Below are 16,634 nucleotides of genomic sequence, written 5' to 3' on the forward strand. Positions count from 1 at the left end.
TTTCGCTCGATCATCGCGCCGCCGTCAGGTCACGATGCACGGCCTGCGCGGCGGCACGCACCTGGTCGACCAGTCCGGCACGCGGCCGCGAGTGGCTGTCGCACAGCCGGTCGACCGGTCCGGAGATGCCGATGGCCGCGACCACCAACCCGCCCCTGGTGCGGATGGGTGCGGCGATGCCCGCTTCGCCGGTGCGGTATTCCTCGACCTCGCCCGCCCAGCCCGCACGCCGGACCTCGGCGATCGAGCGAGTCGAGGCGGCGGGATCGGTGATGGTGCGATGGGTGAACGCCTGGAGCGCACCGCGTTCGGCGGCCGGTTCGTAGGCGAGCAGAACTTTCCCGAGGGCGGTGGCGTAGGCGGGCAGCACTTCGCCGACGGCGAGGACCTGCTCGCTGTTGTCCGGCCGGAAGACGTGGTGCACCACCGTCACCCCGGCCGGGCGGGCAACCGCCATGCGCACCGACTCGCCGGTGCGTGCGGCGAGTGCGTCGGCGCGGTGGATGGCGCGTGAGCGCAACTCGTTGACGTCGAGGTGGTCGGAACCGAGCTCGTGCACGGCGGGCCCGAGCAGGTAGCGACCCGTCACCGGATCCTGGTCGACGAAACCCGTGCCAAGCAGTGTCCGCAGGATCCCGTGGGCGGTGGGTTTGGCCAGGTCGAGGGCGGTCGCCACCTCGCCGACGCCCATCGGGCCCGACCCACGCGCGAGCAGCCGCAGCACGGCCGCGGCACGTTCGATCGATTGGATCGGACCCGGCATCGTCTGAACCTATCAGCCCGGCGTTCAGCATTGTCGAACGGTGACCGTGGCTCGCCGCTCGACTCGTTCCTAGCGTGGACCCCGGTGAACGGGCTCGACGGCGAGCTCGCGGAAGGACCACGATGAACCGGTATGTGGGCGCGATCGATCAGGGCACGACCTCGACGCGCTTCATGGTTTTCGATCACGCGGGCAGCGTGGTCGCACGGCATCAGCTCGAGCACGAGCAGATTCTCCCGAAACCCGGTTGGGTGGAACACGATCCGACGGAGATCTGGGAACGAACCCGCACCGTCGTCGGGACCGCGCTCGCCAGGGCCGGTCTGACCGCCGCCGACCTGGCCGCGGTCGGTGTCACCAATCAGCGCGAGACCACCCTGGTCTGGAACCGCCACACCGGCCGCCCGTACTACAACGCCATCGTCTGGCAGGACACCCGCACCGATCGCCTCATCGCCGACCTGGACGACGAGCACACCGAACTGATCCGCAAGCGGACGGGCTTGCGTCCCGCACCGTATTTCTCCGGCGGCAAGCTGCGCTGGATCCTCGACAATGTCGAGGGGGTTCGCGCCGACGCCGAACGTGGCGATGCCCTGTTCGGCACCATCGACAGCTGGTTGATCTGGAACCTCACCGGTGGCACCCACGTCACCGACCCGACCAACGCCTCGCGCACCATGCTGATGGATCTGCGGACCTTGCGCTGGGACGAGGAACTGTTGCGCGTCTTCGACATTCCCGCCGCCATGCTGCCCACCATCGCGCCTTCGTCGAACCCGGATGGATACGGAACCACGATGCCGGACGGCCCCTTCGGCGGGAGGGTGACGATCGCCGGCGCACTCGGCGACCAGCAGGCCGCGGCCGTCGGCCAGGTGTGCTTTCGGCCCGGCGAGGCCAAGAACACCTACGGCACCGGCAATTTCCTGATGCTCAACACCGGCACCGACATCGTGGATTCCACCCACGGGCTGCTCACCACCGTCGCCTACCAGTTCGGTGACGACGCACCCGCCTACGCGCTGGAAGGGTCGATCGCGGTCACCGGTTCGGCGGTGCAGTGGTTGCGCGACCAACTCGGCATCATCGCGGGCGCCGCGCAGATCGAGGACATGGCGGCCCAGGTCGACGATTCCGGCGGCGTGTACTTCGTGCCCGCGTTCTCCGGCCTGTTCGCCCCCTACTGGCGACCGGACGCGCGCGGCGCCGTCGTCGGCCTCTCGCGCTACAGCAACAACGCCCATTTGGCCCGGGCGACACTGGAATCCATCGCCTATCAGACCCGTGACGTGGTCGAGGCCATGCAGCGTGACGCTGGGACGCGGTTGAGCACGTTGCGGGTCGACGGTGGCGTCACCGTGAACAACCTCGCCATGCAGATCCAGGCAGACCTGCTCGGTGTCCCCGTCTCCCGACCTGTCGTCGCCGAGACCACCGCGCTCGGCGCCGCCTACGCGGCCGGGCTGGCCGCCGGCTTCTGGGCGGGCACCGACGAACTGCGCACCAACTGGCACGAAGACCTGCGCTGGTTGCCCACCTGGTCCGACGCCGACCGCGAACGCGGCTACACCCGCTGGCTCAAAGCCGTCGAACGCACCCTCGGCTGGGCCGACCTCGACTGATGCATCACCACACCAAGGAGCACACTGTGACCGTTTCCCTGGACCCCACCTACCGCGCCGCGGCGATCGCGGCACTCGGCGACACCGAGATCGACGTGCTGGTTATCGGCGGCGGCGTGACCGGCGCGGGCGCCGCGCTCGACGCGGCCGCGCGCGGCCTGTCGGTGACCCTCGTCGAGGCCCGCGATTTCGCCGCCGGCACCTCCAGCCGCTCGTCCAAACTCATCCACGGCGGGTTGCGCTATCTCGAGCAGATGGACTTCACCCTGGTCCGGGAGGCGCTCAAAGAGCGTGGGCTGCTGCTGAATTCGCTCGCACCACACCTGGTACGCCCGGTGCCGTTCCTGTTCCCGCTACGGCATCGGGTGTGGGAGCGCGCCTACATCGGCGCGGGCATCGCCCTCTACGACACCCTCGGCGGCGCCCGGACGGTGCCCATGCACAAGCACCTGACCCGTTCCGGCGCACTCGACCTGGCTCCCGCGCTGCGCGACGACGCCATGACCGGCGCCATCCGCTACTACGACGCCCAGGTCGACGACGCCCGGCACACGATGATGATCGCGCGCACCGCCGCCGAACAGGGCGCGACGGTCCTCACCCGCACCCAGGTGATCGGGCTCGAACGCGACGGCGAGCGGGTCGTCGGCGCACGCGTGCTCGATCTGGAAACCGGTGCCGCCCACACTGTCCGGGCACGCACCGTGATCAGCGCGACCGGTGTGTGGACCGACGACATGATCTCGATGACCGGCGTCGACTTCCCGTTCCACGTCCAGATGTCGAAGGGCGTGCACATCCTCGTGCCCCGCGACCGCCTCGACCTGCACACCGGCCTGATCATGCGCACCGAGAAGTCGGTGCTGTTCGTGATCCCGTGGGCCGAGCACTGGATCATCGGCACCACCGACACCCCGTGGTCGCTGGACAAGAACCACCCCACCGCCACCGCGGCCGACGTGGACTACATCCTCGAACACGTCAACGCAGTGCTGCGCGAGCCGCTGACCAGGGCCGACATCGTCGGCACCTATGCCGGGCTGCGACCGTTGATGACCGGGGCGTCGAAGGAGACCGCCAAGCTCTCCCGCGAACACGCCGTCGCCGAACCCGTGCCCGGCCTGTTCGTCATCGCGGGCGGCAAATACACCACCTACCGAGTGATGGCCGAAGACGTCGTCGACGCCGCCGCCGCCAGGCTCGCCCGGCACGTACCCGCGTCACCGACCGCGCGGCTGCCGATCCTCGGCGCGGACGGCTATCGCGAAATGCTCGCCGCGACAAAGGAATCGGCCACCCGCACAGGACTGTCGCCCGAGCAGGTGCGGCATCTGCTCGACCGCTATGGTTCCCTGGCCACCGACCTGTTCGATCTCGTCGGCGCCGACCCCGCCCTGCGCGCACCCCTCGCAGGCGCCCCGGGTTATCTCGCCGCCGAAATCGTCTACGCGGTCACCCACGAGGGCGCTCTGCATCTCGACGACCTGCTCACCCGCCGCACCCGCATCTCCATCGAGGTCCCCGACCGCGGCCTCGCCGCAGCCCCCGTCGTCGCCCGCCTCGTCGCTCCACTCCTCGGCTGGGACGACGCGACCACCGAACTCGAGATCGATCGCTACCGTGACCGGGTCCACGCCGAACTGCTGGCCAATCAGGCGAGCGACGACGAATCGGCCAACAGTGCCCGCCTCGTCGCCGTCGGCTGATCGGCCGTTTACGTACGGGTCGAAGAACTCGGGGTCGCCGAGGAGGGTGAGGGGCGTTCTTTCAAGAATCACGACAGAGGGTGTTCGTGATTCTTTGGGAGTCTTGATCCGGCAGTCATCGGGCAGCCCGATCGGTCAGTGCATGAAGGAGCGTTCCAATGAGTTCACAGGTCAGTCCGTGCATCACCTTCAACGGCAACGCGCGGGAGGCGATGGAGTTCTACCAGCAGGTCTTCGGTGGAGTGTTGGAGGTTTCGACGGTCGCGGACTTCGGCTCATCGGACTCGCCGAGCGCTGACAAGGTCATGCACTCCCGTTTGGACACGTCTGCCGGGTACACGTTGATGGCATGGGACTTCCCGGATGAAAGACCCGGCCACCCTTCCTATCGGCCGGGCAACAACGTCGCGATCTTCCTCGATGGCGACGACGGAGAACTCCGCGACTACTTCGAGAAGTTGTCCGTCGGTGGCGCCGTTACGCTGCCTCTCGAAAGGCAAGTATGGGGAGATGAGGCGGGCTCGCTCGTGGACCGATTCGGGATCAGCTGGATGTTCGACATCACCGCCCACCACTGATCGGCGTCGCCGGCGCGCCTGAGGTAGACGCGCCAGGGGTGGTGCGGCATGCGTTTCTTGCGTGCATGATGTCGGCATGAAGTACGTGTTGCTGATCTGCGACGACGAGACGACTTCGCCGACCATGGAGGAGATCGCCGCCGATCCGGCGTACCGCGCGTACGAGGACGAAGTGCGGCGGCGCGGCGCGAGCCTCGGCGGCGCGCGATTACGCCCGGTGGCCGATGCGACGACAGTCCGCAACCGCGATGGAGAAACACTGGTGTCCGACGGGCCGTTCGCGGAGACCAAGGACTTCATCGGTGGCATCGACATCATCGACTGCGCGGATCTGGATGACGCGATCGCCATCGCAGCACGTCATCCGTACGCGAGTCGGGGTTGCATCGAGATCCGCCCCGTCTGGGAATGACTGCGCCACAGGCGGTTCGCGCGGCGGTGGCGGCCGCGTTTCGCGACGAGTGGGGCCAGGTGGTCGCGACCCTGATCGGGATGACCGGAGATTGGGATCTCGCGGAGGACTGCGCGCAGGAGGCGTTCGCCGCGGCGCTGACGACGTGGCCGCGCGATGGTGTGCCGAGCCGTCCGGGCGCCTGGCTCACCACGACGGCGCGCAACCGTGCGACCGACCGGCTCCGCCGGGACACGGCCGCGGCCGCGAAGCTGCGCCGGCTCGCCGTGCTGGCACGAGACCCGATCGAGCCGCCGACGGACAGGATTCCCGACGAGCGGTTGCGGCTGATCTTCACCTGCTGCCATCCGGCGCTGCCGTTCCCGGCCAGGGTCGCTCTCACATTGCGCACGCTTGCGGGCTTGAGCACCGCCGAGATAGCGAAGGCGTTCCTGACGGCCGAGCCAACGATGGCACAACGCTTGGTCCGCGCGAAACGCAAGATCACCGAGGCGGGCATCCCGTACCGCGTGCCACCGCCGGAACTGCTGCCGGAACGACTCCCCGCCGTCCTGGCGGTGCTCTATCTGATCTTCAACCAGGGCTACGACGACGAGGACGAAACCCGCGGGCTCGCGGCCGAGGGGATTTATCTCGCGCGGGTCCTCGTCCGGCTGCTGCCCACCGAGCCCGAGGCGCGCGGCCTGCTGGCCTTGATGCTGCTGCTCGAGGCGCGCCGCGAGAACCGCACCGACCACGGCGTGCTGGTCACGCTGGAGAACCAGGACCGGTCGCGATGGGATCGCGCGCTGATCGCCGAAGGCGTGGCGACGCTCGACGACGCGCTGGCTGTGCGTCGTCCCGGCCCGTATCAGGTGCAGGCCGCGATCGCCGCCTGCCACGCCACCGCGCCCGACGCGGCGTCCACGGACTGGCCACAGATCGCAGCCCTCTACCGCGAACTCGCGCAGTTGGCGCCGTCCCCGGTCGTCGATCTCAACCGTGCCGTGGCGGTGGCGATGGCCGAGAGCATCCCAGCCGGCCTGGCCCTCGTCGACGAGATCGCCGAGTCCGGCCGCCTCGACGGCTACTACCTGCTGCACGCGACCCGAGGAGATCTCCTCCGCCGCGACGGCCGGATCACCGAAGCCACCGCAGCGTACGAGGCCGCGCTGGAACTCGCCCCCACCGACGCCGAGCGCCGCTACCTGGCCGAACGCCTCCGCGGACGCTGACAGATCCGTTCCGGAAGTCTCGGAGAACTTTTTCTCGTGCCGATGTCGATCCCGCGCGCTCTGCTTCGTCGGTGGTACACAACCACCCGATAGAGAGAGGCAAGAAGATGTCGAACACCGAGTACCTGAGCGCCACGATGTCGGTCGGCCATACACCGGACGAGGTCTTCGCCGCCGTCACCGATGTGCGCGGCTGGTGGAACCAGAACATCATCGGCGATACGGCCGCCGTCGGCGACGAATTCGTCTTCACCGACGACGTCGACTATGCGGGCGAGACGGCCAGGACGAACAAGGACGGCATCCGGTTCAGCCGGTTCCGGATCACCGAGGTAGTGCCGGGCAAACGGATGGTCTGGCACGTCGTGGACTCCGACCTCAGCTTCGTCGACGACCGCGACGAGTGGACCGGCACCGATGTCGTCTTCGACATCACGGCCGACCAGACAGGCACGACCCTGCACTTCACGCACAAAGGCCTGACCGCCGCAGACTCCGAATGCTTCGACGAATGCTCCCGCGGCTGGAACTTCTACATCACCAAGAGCCTTCCGCAGTTGATCGCCACCGGCACCGGCCTGCCGTTCGCGAAGTACGACGCCTGATCCATCGCGACTCGAAGGGACCGGCCTTTGAGTTCCCTGATCGGAGGCAGGTAGTAGCGGGCAGAGTCGGCGGCGACGAGCGTGCCGCCCGGGCTGGAGGCCGTCTTGCCCTGGCCGGTCGCGCCCGCGTGCATCGCGGTGGTTCGGCCGTGAGACGCACCGCGACCATCGTGGCTTGCTCGGCATACTTGAACGGCGGAATGCCGGTGACCAATTCATACAGAGCAGTCGAGCGAATTGCGACCGATAACGCGTGTAACGGATCCTGGCTCCGAAGGCTCTCGATCGAGTCGTGCTCGGTCATTTGTGCCTGGTAGTGAACTCGACGGGGAGAGCCTGAAATTGCGCATTTCCCGTACTGCGGAGGCATCGCGCAGCGCACAGGGATGGCAGCTGACGCGATGGTTTCGTCGTCGAGTGATGTGAGAACTCATCTGTTCCGTGTGATGCTCGCGACGAGTCCGTCGATGACGTCGGCAACAGCTGTCTCGGTGTGGAATTCGGCGCGGATGTCTGACCATTGGGGGAGCAGTCTTGCGACGGTGGGGAAGTCGGTGAGTTGATCGGTGGTGATCAGGTCCGACCAGTAGGGCTGGGCGGGCTCTGTGCCGTGATGGGTTCGGGCGGCGCGGCGGCTCATCAGCTCGCCGACGACGAACCGCCAGACGGTGAAGTACATGTATCCGGCCTTGCGGTCGGTGGCACCCAGGTCGGTCGCGGCATCGACGAATTCGTTGAGCATCCACATCGCGGAGCGACCGAAGCTCTGGCCGGTGACGAGAATGTCTGCCACCCACGGCAATTGGTCCAGGGTGTCCACGAGATAGCAGACGATGGCGATCAGGCGGTCCCTGGGTGCATCGGGGAGTTCGGGGCGTTGCAGTTCGTCGGCGAGCGCGCCGAGTATCACGGTGAAAAGGGCTGCCTTGGTGGGGAAGTGATGGTAGATCGCGGCGGTGCTTGTCCCGAGTTCATCGGCCAGCCGGCGCATGCTCGGGTGCTGTCGCGGCGACCGTGATCGTTCCGGCCTCCCGCCCGAAACCGCCGATATCGGAGGTCGACGGGGCATTGCCGCACATCGCCTGAGTAGCCGGATGGTCGCGACACGTGGCCGGCGCTCGCGCGATCCGGCGTAAAGCCCGAGACCAACGGTGTTCGGTGCCAGACGAGATCGTTGTAGGGTCGTATCCGGCGTAGGGAACACCGGTGTGAATCCGGGGCTGTCCCGCAACTGTCACCGGGGAGCAATCCGCCGATTAGTGGTCACGACCTACCCAGGTTGGAAGGCCGGCGGAGGTGCGTCGATCCGGGAGCCAGGATACCTGCGCCCGAAGTATCGGGATCCACCCACGAGGATGGCAATGAACAACTACACATCGGATCGGCCTGGGCTCGGCCGCCGGAAATTCCTGCTGGGCAGCGCGGGAGCGTTCGGCGCTGTCGTGCTGGGCGCGACCATGACGGGCTGCGGCTCGGAAGCCGGCCAGGCGGGTTCGCCGCTGGGACCGTCACGGCCGGGCGGACGTTTGCGCTCGGTGATCGCCGGAAGGTCGGCGAGCGCGGATGTCCTCGACCCGCACGAGGCCGGTAGCTCGGCGGGTGGCGCGGTGTCGAAGAACGTCTGGGACAAGCTGGTTGCCTACAACAATGATCTGACCCTGCGCTACCGGCTCGCGCGGTCGCTGGAGCCGAACGCGGACGGCAGCCAGTGGCGCATCAATCTGCGCCCGGGGGTGGTGTTCAGTGATGGAACCCCGCTGACCGCGCGGGATGTGCTGTGGAGCTTCGAGCGGATGCTCGATCCGACGAGGAACTCCTCCGGTGATCTCTCGATGGTCGATATGTCGCGCACCCGTGCCGACGGTGACCTCGGTGTCGTGGTGGCGATGAAATCCCCGCTGGCGGACTTCGGTTCGGTGCTGGCGGGCTGGTACTGCTACATCGTCAAGGCGGGCACCGGCGTCATCGACGGGTCGGCGCTCCCGGTGGGCACCGGCCCGTTCGCGTTGGCCCGCTGGTCACCAGGTGACCGAACCCTGTTGCGTCGTAACGAGCGGTACTGGGACGGACCGGTACCGCTCGATGAAGTGGAGATCATCCAGATCGCCGAGACCGAAGCGCGTATCAACGCCTTCCTTTCCGGGGAAGCCGATGTGGCGCACGAGATCTCGTACCTGCAGGCGCGGACGCTGTCCAGTGATCCGAACACCACGGTTGTGGTGCCGCCCGCCGGGTTGATGGGTGCGTTCCAGATGCGGGTCGACACCGCGCCTTTCGACGATCCGCGGGTGCGGCAGGCCATGCGGTTGGCGGTGGACCGCCGAGCCATGGTCGATTCGGTGTACTACGGCTACGCCGAGGTGGGCAACGACATCTACGGCAAGGGCGCACCGTTCTATCACGGCGATCTGCCGCAGCGGTCCTACGATCCGCAGCGCGCGCGAGAACTGTTGCGCGAGGCCGGAAAAGAGAACTTGACGGTGACCCTGCCCACGGCGGACGGAATGCCCGGCATGCTCGAGGCCGCGACCTTGTTCGCTGAGCACGCCAGAGCGGCGGGCATCACGATCAAGCTGGAATCGGTCCCTGCGGACACCTACTTCTCCCAGGTCAGCGGTAAGGCGCCGCTGTCCCACGTCGGCTGGTGGAACTACAGTCTCGACTACTTCTACGGCCAGACCATGACCAGTTCGTCGCCAAGCAACGGCACCGGCTGGCGACGACCCGGCTGGGATGCCGCCTTCGCCCAGGCCCGCGCCGCGATGGATCCGCAGCGACGGAGCGAGCTGTATCGCCAACTGCAGGAAGAACTCTGGAACGACGGCGGCTACATCCTGCACAGCTTCGCCAAACGCCCCGACGCGGCGAAGAACTATGTGGGTGGAGTGCGAAACGGCGTGCCCGGCACCGACGACTGGGCCAACTACGCGACCACCTGGCTCGCCGAGCAGTGACCCGCCGCTCGTGATCGCCTACGTCGCGCGGCGCATCGGCGGCGGCCTCGCGGTGCTGTTCGCCGTCGCGCTGGTCGTCTTCATGCTGTTCGAGACACTGGACTCCGATGCGGCCACGGTCATCCTGTCACGTGCCGGGGGTGGCGACCCCACCCCCGAGCAACTGGCGGCACTGCGTGCCCAACTCGGGCTGGATCGGCCCGCGCTGGTGCGCTTCGAGGACTGGCTGGTCGCCTTCGTACAGGGCGATTTCGGGCATTCGCTGATATCCGGCCGGCCGGTCGGCGATGTGCTGCTCGGACGCGCCACCAACAGTGTCGCGCTCGCGCTGATCACCGCCACGCTGCTCGTACCCGCGTCGCTCGCGCTCGGTCTCCTTGCCGGTGCCCGTGCGGGTTCGCGGACCGACCGGGTCATCAGCGTCGGTGCGTTGGCGGCGGAATCGGTGCCCCCGTTCGTCTTCGGCGTCCTGCTGGTGGCGACGGTGTCGTTGTCGCTGCGCCTGCTGCCCGCTGTCTCGCTGCTGCCGACCGGCGCGAGCGTGTGGGACCGCCCGGAAATCCTGGTCCTGCCGGTGACGTGCCTGCTGATCGGGTTGGCGCCGCATCCGGTACGGATGGTGCGCGCGCAAACCGCCGAGGTCATGGCCGGCCCGTACATAAAGACGGCGCGGCTCAACGGGATCGCGGGTGCGCGCCTGATGCTGCGACAGGTCGCGCCCAATGCGGTATCGGCGTCGATCCATCCGCTCGCGGGCTCGGTGGTCGGGCTGATCGGCGGTGTCGCGGTGGTGGAGACACTGTTCTCCTATCCGGGTCTGTCGCAGGAGTTGTTGCGGGCCATCGAATCCCGTGATTTCCCGTTCGTCCAATCGGCCGCGGTGCTGCTGGCGGCGGTCGGGATCGGCATCCATCTGCTCGCCGATCTGCTCACGCTGCTGGTGAGCCCGCGTGCGCGGCAGGTAGCGATGGGAGATCGGAGATGAGGAACCGCGGCAGGATTCGATCCGTGTGGCTCCTGGTCACCGTCGCTGTGCTGCTACTGGTGGCACTGGGTCCGCTCCTCGCGCCGTACTCGCCGACCGCGGTGACGGCACCGCCGTTCCAACCGCCGTCGGCGCGGCACCTCCTCGGTACCGATGTGGTCGGACGGGATGTGGCCTCGCGAGTGCTGCACGGCGGTCTGCCGTTGCTGTCGATCGCCGGGCCTGCGCTGATCGTCGCCTATGCGTTGGGGCTGAGCCTCGGCCTCCTCGCCGGGCTGCGCCGCGAATGGGACCACTGGGTCATGCGGCCGGTCGACGCCATCACCGTGGTGCCGTGGTTTCTGCTGCTCGCGGTGATCGCCACCGCGATGGGGGCGGGGCCCGCGGCGATCATGGTGACCGCGGCACTGGCATCGGTGCCCTGGATCATCCGCACCGTCCGCACTGGTGTGCTCGAACTCGCGTCGACCGGTTATGTCGAATCCGCCCGAGCTCGAGGGGAACCGCTGTGGCGGCTGGGGCTGGTCGAGGTACTGCCGAACCTGCGGGCCGTGGTGCTCGCCGACGCGGGTGTTCGGATGTCGGCGACCATTTCGCTGGTTGCGGTGAGTGGATTCCTCGGGTTGGGACTGCGCCCGCCCGCGCCCGACTGGGCGTTGATGATCACCGAGAATCGACCCGGATTCGCTCTGCAACCGTGGTCGGTGCTCGCGCCGGCGCTTTTGATCATGGTGTTGGTGGTTTCGGTCAATATGGTCACCGACCGAGCCTTCGGCACCGATCAGCCCAGCGCGGCGCATCAACCGGTGCGGGATTCCGAAGCGGGACCGGGGCTCGCGGTGAATGGTCTCTGCGTCCGGAATCCGGACGGAGCCCTTGTGCTGGAGGATATTTCGCTCCATGTGCCGCCCGGCAGCGGCGTGGCCGTGGTTGGAGCGTCCGGTGCCGGAAAGACAACGTTGGCGCTGGCGGTGCTCGGTGCGCTACCGCCCGAACTGACCGCCGTCGGCTCGGTCGGCATCGGCCGATCCGCTGGTCGCCGCACGGTCGGCTACGTCCCGCAGGATCCGGCGACCGGGCTCAACCCGGCGCTACGCATCGGCACCGCCCTGCGTGAAATCGCCAGGCGGTATGACGCATCGGGGGTCGGCAACGGTGTAGCGGAGGCATTGCGACGGGTCGACCTGCCCGATGACCGCCGATTCCGCCGCCGATTCCCGCACGAGCTGTCCGGCGGCCAGCAGCAACGGGTATTGCTGGCCATGGCGCTCCTCGGTGATCCGGCACTGCTGGTTCTCGACGAGCCGACCACCGGACTCGACGCGCACGCCCGAGACCGACTGGTGCGGACACTGCGCCGGATCCGGTCCGACAACTCCACCACGCTGCTCGTGATCACCCACGACTCGGCGGCGCTGGAACCGCTGGTGGACCATGTGCTCACCCTGGACCGGGGCCGGGTGGAATCGATGGCTGCCCCTCGAACATCAAGGGCGACATCGGTTGCGCGGATGTCCCGCATCGAGACCGCGACCTCGCCGATACTCAGGGTCGAGAACCTGTCGATGACGCACCGGCGCGGCCGCAACCCCGAGCCAGTCGTCGACGGGTTGTCGTTCACCCTGCATCCCGGTGAATGTCTCGCCATCACAGGCAGATCCGGGGCGGGCAAGACCACGCTGGCACGCGCCGTCTCCGGCCTGCACGCGCCGATGGGCGGCATTATCGAACTGGACGGCACAGCACTGCATCCGCGCGTGGACCGGCGCCCGCCGGCGCACCGCCGCGCCATCCAACTGATACCGCAGAATCCGGCGACCTCACTCAACCCGTCCTATCGCATCGGCGGCCAGATCAGCCGACCGCTGCGCCACCTACACGGCATGAACAGCGTTGCCGCCTCGGCACGGACTCGAAGTCTGCTCGACGGGGTAGGCCTTGACTCCGAACTGGCGACACGGCGTCCCGACCAGCTGTCCGGCGGCCAGCAACAGCGCGCCGCCATCGCCCGGGCCCTCGCCGCCGCACCCCGCATCCTGATCTGCGACGAAATCACCACCGCGCTCGACCCGAATTCCCAGAACATGGTGCTCGACCTGCTCGAAGACCTGCGCCGAAATGGAATGGCGCTCATCGTGATCAGCCATCAGGACACGGTAATCAACCGTCTCGCCGACCGGGTGCTAGGACTTTCGAGCAGGATGTGGCAATGAGCTGGAAGAGCAGGCAGCCGAGAGTCATAGCCCTATGATCCTTCGCCCATTTCCATGAGAATCAGCTGTCGCTCGTGCCCGTTGGTCCGACCGCTCGGTCCTGAGGACGCATGGATCCGACCGGTGCGCGCCGGTCGCGCGACCGGCCGATCAACGCGGTCGACAGCACTATCATCGCGAGTATCGCCAGGTGTCCGGCGTACAGGGTCAGCAGCGGCAGGGCGAAGCCCTCGTCGGTGAGTTCACCGCGCTCGCCTACGCAATAGAGCGTGTAGTTGATCGAGGTTCCCTCGCCGTCGTAGAACTTGTCCGCGACGACCAGGGGATCGGTGGTCGGGGCAGAACAGAACAGGGGTGCGGTGAGTTTCGCTTCACCGGGCCATACGCCGACGGTCAGGGCCAGGGTGAGGAAGGCGGCGCCCACCGCGGCGATCATGAATGCGCGCATTGTCTAGACCTGCCGCACCCGCAGGAAGGCGCCGGTGCGGTCGAATTCGACGACCGTCTCCGCGCGTGGTGACAGCACGTTGGCGACCATACGGATGTCGGGGCCGAAACGGCTCACCACCAGCACAGTGAGCTGGCCGTCGGGAAGGTCGCTGCGCACGAGGGCGGTGTCGACGATGTCCTCGAGGCGCGACAGGCCGGGCACCTCGCTGACGGAGAAGTTCTCGCCGTCGAGATCGTGGAGAGCCGACACGCGCACCGGGCGGGGTGCGCTGAGGTCACCGAGGGTGAACGAGTAGTCGTCGAGTTGACGGGGTCGGTCCGGTGGACGGACTCGCAAGTGGACGGTGGGCGTCCGCGCTGACAAGTCGTGGTCGGTGGTCATCATCCTGGTGACCTGGTCGGGTTGGTCGACCAAGGTGAGCCGGAACTGCGTGGTGTTCGGCGGGGAGACGACGATGACATTCGCCTCGACGTCGGTGGCGCCGATACGCCGGCCGAGCGCGGCGACCGCTTCCTGAGGCAGTGCGCTCACCAACCCGCCGCCGCGCGAACGCACCTGGCTCTCGAAATCGGGGCGATCCACCGCGCCGAGGCATCCACTCGTACTGCCGAGCACGGCACAACACACCATGACTCGAAGCCATCCATCGCGGCGCATGCCCGAATGCTAAGGGCCGCGCAGCGATCGTGCTCACCTCCACCCGCCCCGGTGAGTATCGGTGCCCGCGGGGTCTGCGAGATCCAGGTCTTCTATGGCCTTGATGCGCCGGTCGAAGGTCGCACGTACATACGGCTGGGCCGTGGACGCGGCGGGTGCTCGCCGGACCGCTAGTGAACGGCGCGGCCCGCCCCCTCCCAATGCGGGGCGCGAAGGTCGCGCTTGAGGACCTTGCCCGCCCCGGAAACCGGTAGCGGCATCGACAGGCGACGCTCTCGGCGTCGCCCGTGCCCTGGACCGCCACATGCCGCGAGTCGGCGGCTGGTGCTCGCGAGTGCATCGGGTCTATTTCCCGGCTTTGTGGCGCTGGTAGTGCCGGGCCACGCGCATGCGGTTGCCGCACAGCGCGGCCGAGCACCAGCGTCGGCGTGGGTTGGTGGGCAGGAACCAGATCACGCAGTCGCGGGCGTCGCATTGCCGGATGGTGGTGACCGCGGGATCGGCCAGCAGGTGGGCGGTGGCCTCGGCGAGTTCGGCGGCCAGACGCTGTCCGGGGGTGCCCGTGCGCTGACGGGCGGCGGTCACGCCTGAGTCTTCCCACCTCAGTCGGGTGATTGCGGGGGCGCCACGTTGGGCGTCTTCGAGTGCGTGTAGGTCGAGTTGGCGTGGGCGTTGCCCGCGGTGGGCGCGTTCGAGGGCAGACGCGATGTGGGCGCGGATCGCGCGAACAGCGCTGACGTCGGCCACGTCGATATCAGCGCCGAGTTCGGGGAGCCGGTGAGCCTGGGCGGTGCACCAGGCGCGCAGGTCGTCGGGGGTCTGTAGCAGATCGCCGAGTGACGGGGCGGTGTTGATCAGATCCAGTGGCAATGGCTCGCCGAGCAAGGGGAAACGTCCGGGCACAGCACCTAATGCTACACACTGGATTGACACATTAGCCTGACGTGTATACCTTACGGGGGTACCGAATAGTGGAGGAGGCTGTTCCATGCCCGAGATAGTCGGCGCCGAGGTAGACGAGGGCGCGAAACCGTCGCCCGCGTTGGTGGCTTCGTTGTTCACGATCGCGACCGCCCAGTTGATGCTGGTGCTCGACGACTCGGTGGTGAATGTCGCGCTGCCGAGCATCCAGCGAGAATTGCACGTGAGCCCGGTGCATTTGTCGTGGGTGGTCAATGCCTACATCCTGGCGTTCGGTGCGTTGCTGATGCTCGGCGGCCGGGTCGGGGACCTGTGGGGTCGGCGCCGCACCGTGCAGGTCGGTTTGATCGTGTTCGTGGTCGCCTCGCTCGCCGGTGGTCTGGGGCAGACGGCGGGCATGCTGATCGGGGCGCGCGGGCTGCAAGGGCTGGGCGCGGCCCTCATAGCACCGAACGTGCTCGCCCTGATCACCACAACCTTCGCCGAGCGGAAGCTACGCGACACCGCGTTGTCGCTCTACGGTGCGATGTCGGGTCTGGGCATCGTGATCGGCCTGCTGGTGGGCGGTGTGCTGACCGGCACGCTCGGGTGGCGGTGGGTCTTCTTCGTCAACGTCCCGATCGGGCTGCTCGTACTGCTGGGTACCCGAACCCTGCTCGCGCCGCAGCCGCACCGCGGACAGCTCGGAACCATCGGGGCGGTGCTCGGCACGGCGGGCACGTTCGCCCTCGTCTTCGCGATCACCCGCTTCGGTGAGGACGGCTTCACTGATCCAGTCGCATTGATCGCCGTGGTGGTGGCCATCGTTGTCCTGGTGGGTTTCGTGCTCACCCAGGCACGCAGCCGCAACCCTCTGATCCCGCTGAGCCTGTTCCGGGACAGAAACCGCACCGGCGCTTACCTGACCATGCTGCTGTTGGCGGTGGGACCGATGGGGTCGCTGTACGTGCTGACCCTCTACCTGCAGCGGGTGCGTGACTATTCGCCGATCATGACCGGTCTGGCGTGGCTGCCGTTCGCGGTCGGCATCATTCTCGGTGCGGGCCTGGCACCGAAACTGCTGTTGGCCGTCGCCCCGCGCCTCGTCGCCGGTGCCGGTGCTTTGCTCAGTGCGCTTGCGGCACTGTGGTTCTCCACGATCACCACGACCAGCGGTTACTGGACGCATCTGGCACCACCCATGCTGGTGTCGGCACTCGGCTTCGGTCTCGGAGTCATGGCACTGACGCAGGCGGCGGTCTACCACGTCGACAGCGACAAAGCCGGTATCGCCTCCGCGCTGCTCAACTCCGCCCAGCAGATCGGTGTCGCGCTCGGTATCGCGGTCCTGGCTGGTGTCGCCGCTACTATCACCAGCCATTCGTCCGAGGCCGAACCCACCGCCCTCACCGACGGCTACAGCGGCGCCCTGCTGGTGGCGTTCGCGATGCTGCTGGCCGCCGCTGTGGTCGCTGTGTTGTTCCTGCGCGGCAACACACAAGAGCCGAAGCCCACGGGCCGGTCCGCCGACGCCCTGCACTGAACACCCCCGCTTGCCGGGGCCGACTCAA

The 16,634-nt window shown here is 67.7% G+C and carries 15 protein-coding genes and 1 riboswitch; of the genes, 10 read left to right on the forward strand and 5 right to left on the reverse strand.

All coding sequences use genetic code 11. From position 1 onward, the window contains the following. Positions 1-10: 10 nt before the first annotated feature. Positions 11-763, reverse strand: a complete 753-nt coding sequence (locus tag ACSVDM_RS08805; protein WP_439263943.1) for an IclR family transcriptional regulator — start codon at positions 761-763, stop codon at positions 11-13. A gap of 122 nt (positions 764-885) precedes the next feature. On the opposite strand from ACSVDM_RS08805, the gene glpK reads away from it, so the two are divergent. The 6 genes from glpK (at position 886) to ACSVDM_RS08835 (ending at position 6,903) form a co-directional block, all read left to right on the forward strand. Then, entirely contained in the window at positions 886-2,388 is a 1,503-nt protein-coding gene (gene glpK / locus ACSVDM_RS08810; RefSeq protein WP_439263944.1) for a glycerol kinase GlpK, read from the forward strand. Between the two features lie 26 nt (positions 2,389-2,414). Beyond that, a complete protein-coding gene (gene glpD, locus ACSVDM_RS08815) occupies positions 2,415-4,094 on the forward strand; it encodes a glycerol-3-phosphate dehydrogenase (protein WP_439263945.1) in 1,680 nt (559 codons plus the stop codon). A gap of 158 nt (positions 4,095-4,252) precedes the next feature. Next, positions 4,253-4,672: a VOC family protein gene (locus tag ACSVDM_RS08820; protein ID WP_439263946.1), complete on the forward strand. Its 420-nt coding sequence runs from the start codon at positions 4,253-4,255 to the stop codon at positions 4,670-4,672. A 76-nt stretch (positions 4,673-4,748) separates the two neighbouring features. Then, complete coding sequence (locus tag ACSVDM_RS08825; protein ID WP_439263947.1) at positions 4,749-5,084, forward strand: YciI family protein; 336 nt, start codon at positions 4,749-4,751, stop codon at positions 5,082-5,084. Then, positions 5,081-6,298, forward strand: coding sequence for an RNA polymerase sigma factor (locus tag ACSVDM_RS08830; protein WP_439263948.1), 1,218 nt, complete (start codon positions 5,081-5,083; stop codon positions 6,296-6,298). The genes ACSVDM_RS08825 and ACSVDM_RS08830 overlap by 4 nt, the downstream gene beginning before the upstream one ends. 107 nt (positions 6,299-6,405) lie before the next feature. Next, complete coding sequence (locus ACSVDM_RS08835; RefSeq protein ID WP_439263949.1) at positions 6,406-6,903, forward strand: SRPBCC family protein; 498 nt, start codon at positions 6,406-6,408, stop codon at positions 6,901-6,903. Positions 6,904-7,333: 430 nt separating this feature from the next. On the opposite strand, the gene ACSVDM_RS08840 is transcribed toward ACSVDM_RS08835, so the two are convergent. Further along, complete coding sequence (locus ACSVDM_RS08840) at positions 7,334-7,894, reverse strand: TetR/AcrR family transcriptional regulator (protein WP_439263950.1); 561 nt, start codon at positions 7,892-7,894, stop codon at positions 7,334-7,336. Positions 7,895-8,037: 143 nt separating this feature from the next. Next, positions 8,038-8,247, forward strand: a riboswitch (cobalamin riboswitch). Between the two features lie 17 nt (positions 8,248-8,264). On the opposite strand from ACSVDM_RS08840, the gene ACSVDM_RS08845 reads away from it, so the two are divergent. From ACSVDM_RS08845 to ACSVDM_RS08855, 3 genes are read left to right on the forward strand one after another with little or no spacing between them, the layout of a single operon-like run. Next, on the forward strand, positions 8,265-9,857 hold the full coding sequence (locus ACSVDM_RS08845; RefSeq protein WP_439263951.1) for an ABC transporter substrate-binding protein: 1,593 nt from the start codon (positions 8,265-8,267) through the stop codon (positions 9,855-9,857). A gap of 10 nt (positions 9,858-9,867) precedes the next feature. Beyond that, positions 9,868-10,842, forward strand: a complete 975-nt coding sequence (locus tag ACSVDM_RS08850) for an ABC transporter permease (RefSeq protein ID WP_439263952.1) — start codon at positions 9,868-9,870, stop codon at positions 10,840-10,842. Positions 10,843-10,865: 23 nt separating this feature from the next. Then, on the forward strand, positions 10,866-13,055 hold the full coding sequence (locus ACSVDM_RS08855) for an ABC transporter ATP-binding protein/permease (RefSeq protein WP_439263953.1): 2,190 nt from the start codon (positions 10,866-10,868) through the stop codon (positions 13,053-13,055). A gap of 61 nt (positions 13,056-13,116) precedes the next feature. Here the strand turns inward: ACSVDM_RS08855 and ACSVDM_RS08860 are convergent, their stop codons facing one another. The 3 genes from ACSVDM_RS08860 to ACSVDM_RS08870 form a co-directional block, all read right to left on the reverse strand. After that, a complete protein-coding gene (locus ACSVDM_RS08860) occupies positions 13,117-13,503 on the reverse strand; it encodes a hypothetical protein (protein WP_439263954.1) in 387 nt (128 codons plus the stop codon). Positions 13,504-13,506: 3 nt separating this feature from the next. Continuing rightward, a complete protein-coding gene (locus ACSVDM_RS08865) occupies positions 13,507-14,121 on the reverse strand; it encodes a hypothetical protein (RefSeq protein ID WP_439263955.1) in 615 nt (204 codons plus the stop codon). Between the two features lie 387 nt (positions 14,122-14,508). Beyond that, on the reverse strand, positions 14,509-15,066 hold the full coding sequence (locus tag ACSVDM_RS08870; protein WP_439263956.1) for a CGNR zinc finger domain-containing protein: 558 nt from the start codon (positions 15,064-15,066) through the stop codon (positions 14,509-14,511). A gap of 85 nt (positions 15,067-15,151) precedes the next feature. Between ACSVDM_RS08870 and ACSVDM_RS08875 the strand changes: the two genes are divergently transcribed. Continuing rightward, a complete protein-coding gene (locus ACSVDM_RS08875) occupies positions 15,152-16,606 on the forward strand; it encodes an MFS transporter (RefSeq protein WP_439263957.1) in 1,455 nt (484 codons plus the stop codon). Positions 16,607-16,634: the final 28 nt, after the last annotated feature.

The sequence above is a fragment of the Nocardia sp. JW2 genome (assembly GCF_051843015.1).
Lineage (GTDB): Bacteria > Actinomycetota > Actinomycetes > Mycobacteriales > Mycobacteriaceae > Nocardia > Nocardia coubleae.

Coding starts and splice junctions, on each gene's coding strand:
- ACSVDM_RS08805 (WP_439263943.1), bottom strand. CDS start 763: ATGCCGGGTCCGATCCAATCGATCGAACGTGCCGCGGCCGTGCTGCGG.
- glpK (WP_439263944.1), top strand. CDS start 886: ATGAACCGGTATGTGGGCGCGATCGATCAGGGCACGACCTCGACGCGC.
- ACSVDM_RS08820 (WP_439263946.1), top strand. CDS start 4,253: ATGAGTTCACAGGTCAGTCCGTGCATCACCTTCAACGGCAACGCGCGG.
- ACSVDM_RS08825 (WP_439263947.1), top strand. CDS start 4,749: ATGAAGTACGTGTTGCTGATCTGCGACGACGAGACGACTTCGCCGACC.
- ACSVDM_RS08830 (WP_439263948.1), top strand. CDS start 5,081: ATGACTGCGCCACAGGCGGTTCGCGCGGCGGTGGCGGCCGCGTTTCGC.
- ACSVDM_RS08835 (WP_439263949.1), top strand. CDS start 6,406: ATGTCGAACACCGAGTACCTGAGCGCCACGATGTCGGTCGGCCATACA.
- ACSVDM_RS08840 (WP_439263950.1), bottom strand. CDS start 7,894: ATGCGCCGGCTGGCCGATGAACTCGGGACAAGCACCGCCGCGATCTAC.
- ACSVDM_RS08845 (WP_439263951.1), top strand. CDS start 8,265: ATGAACAACTACACATCGGATCGGCCTGGGCTCGGCCGCCGGAAATTC.
- ACSVDM_RS08860 (WP_439263954.1), bottom strand. CDS start 13,503: ATGCGCGCATTCATGATCGCCGCGGTGGGCGCCGCCTTCCTCACCCTG.
- ACSVDM_RS08875 (WP_439263957.1), top strand. CDS start 15,152: ATGCCCGAGATAGTCGGCGCCGAGGTAGACGAGGGCGCGAAACCGTCG.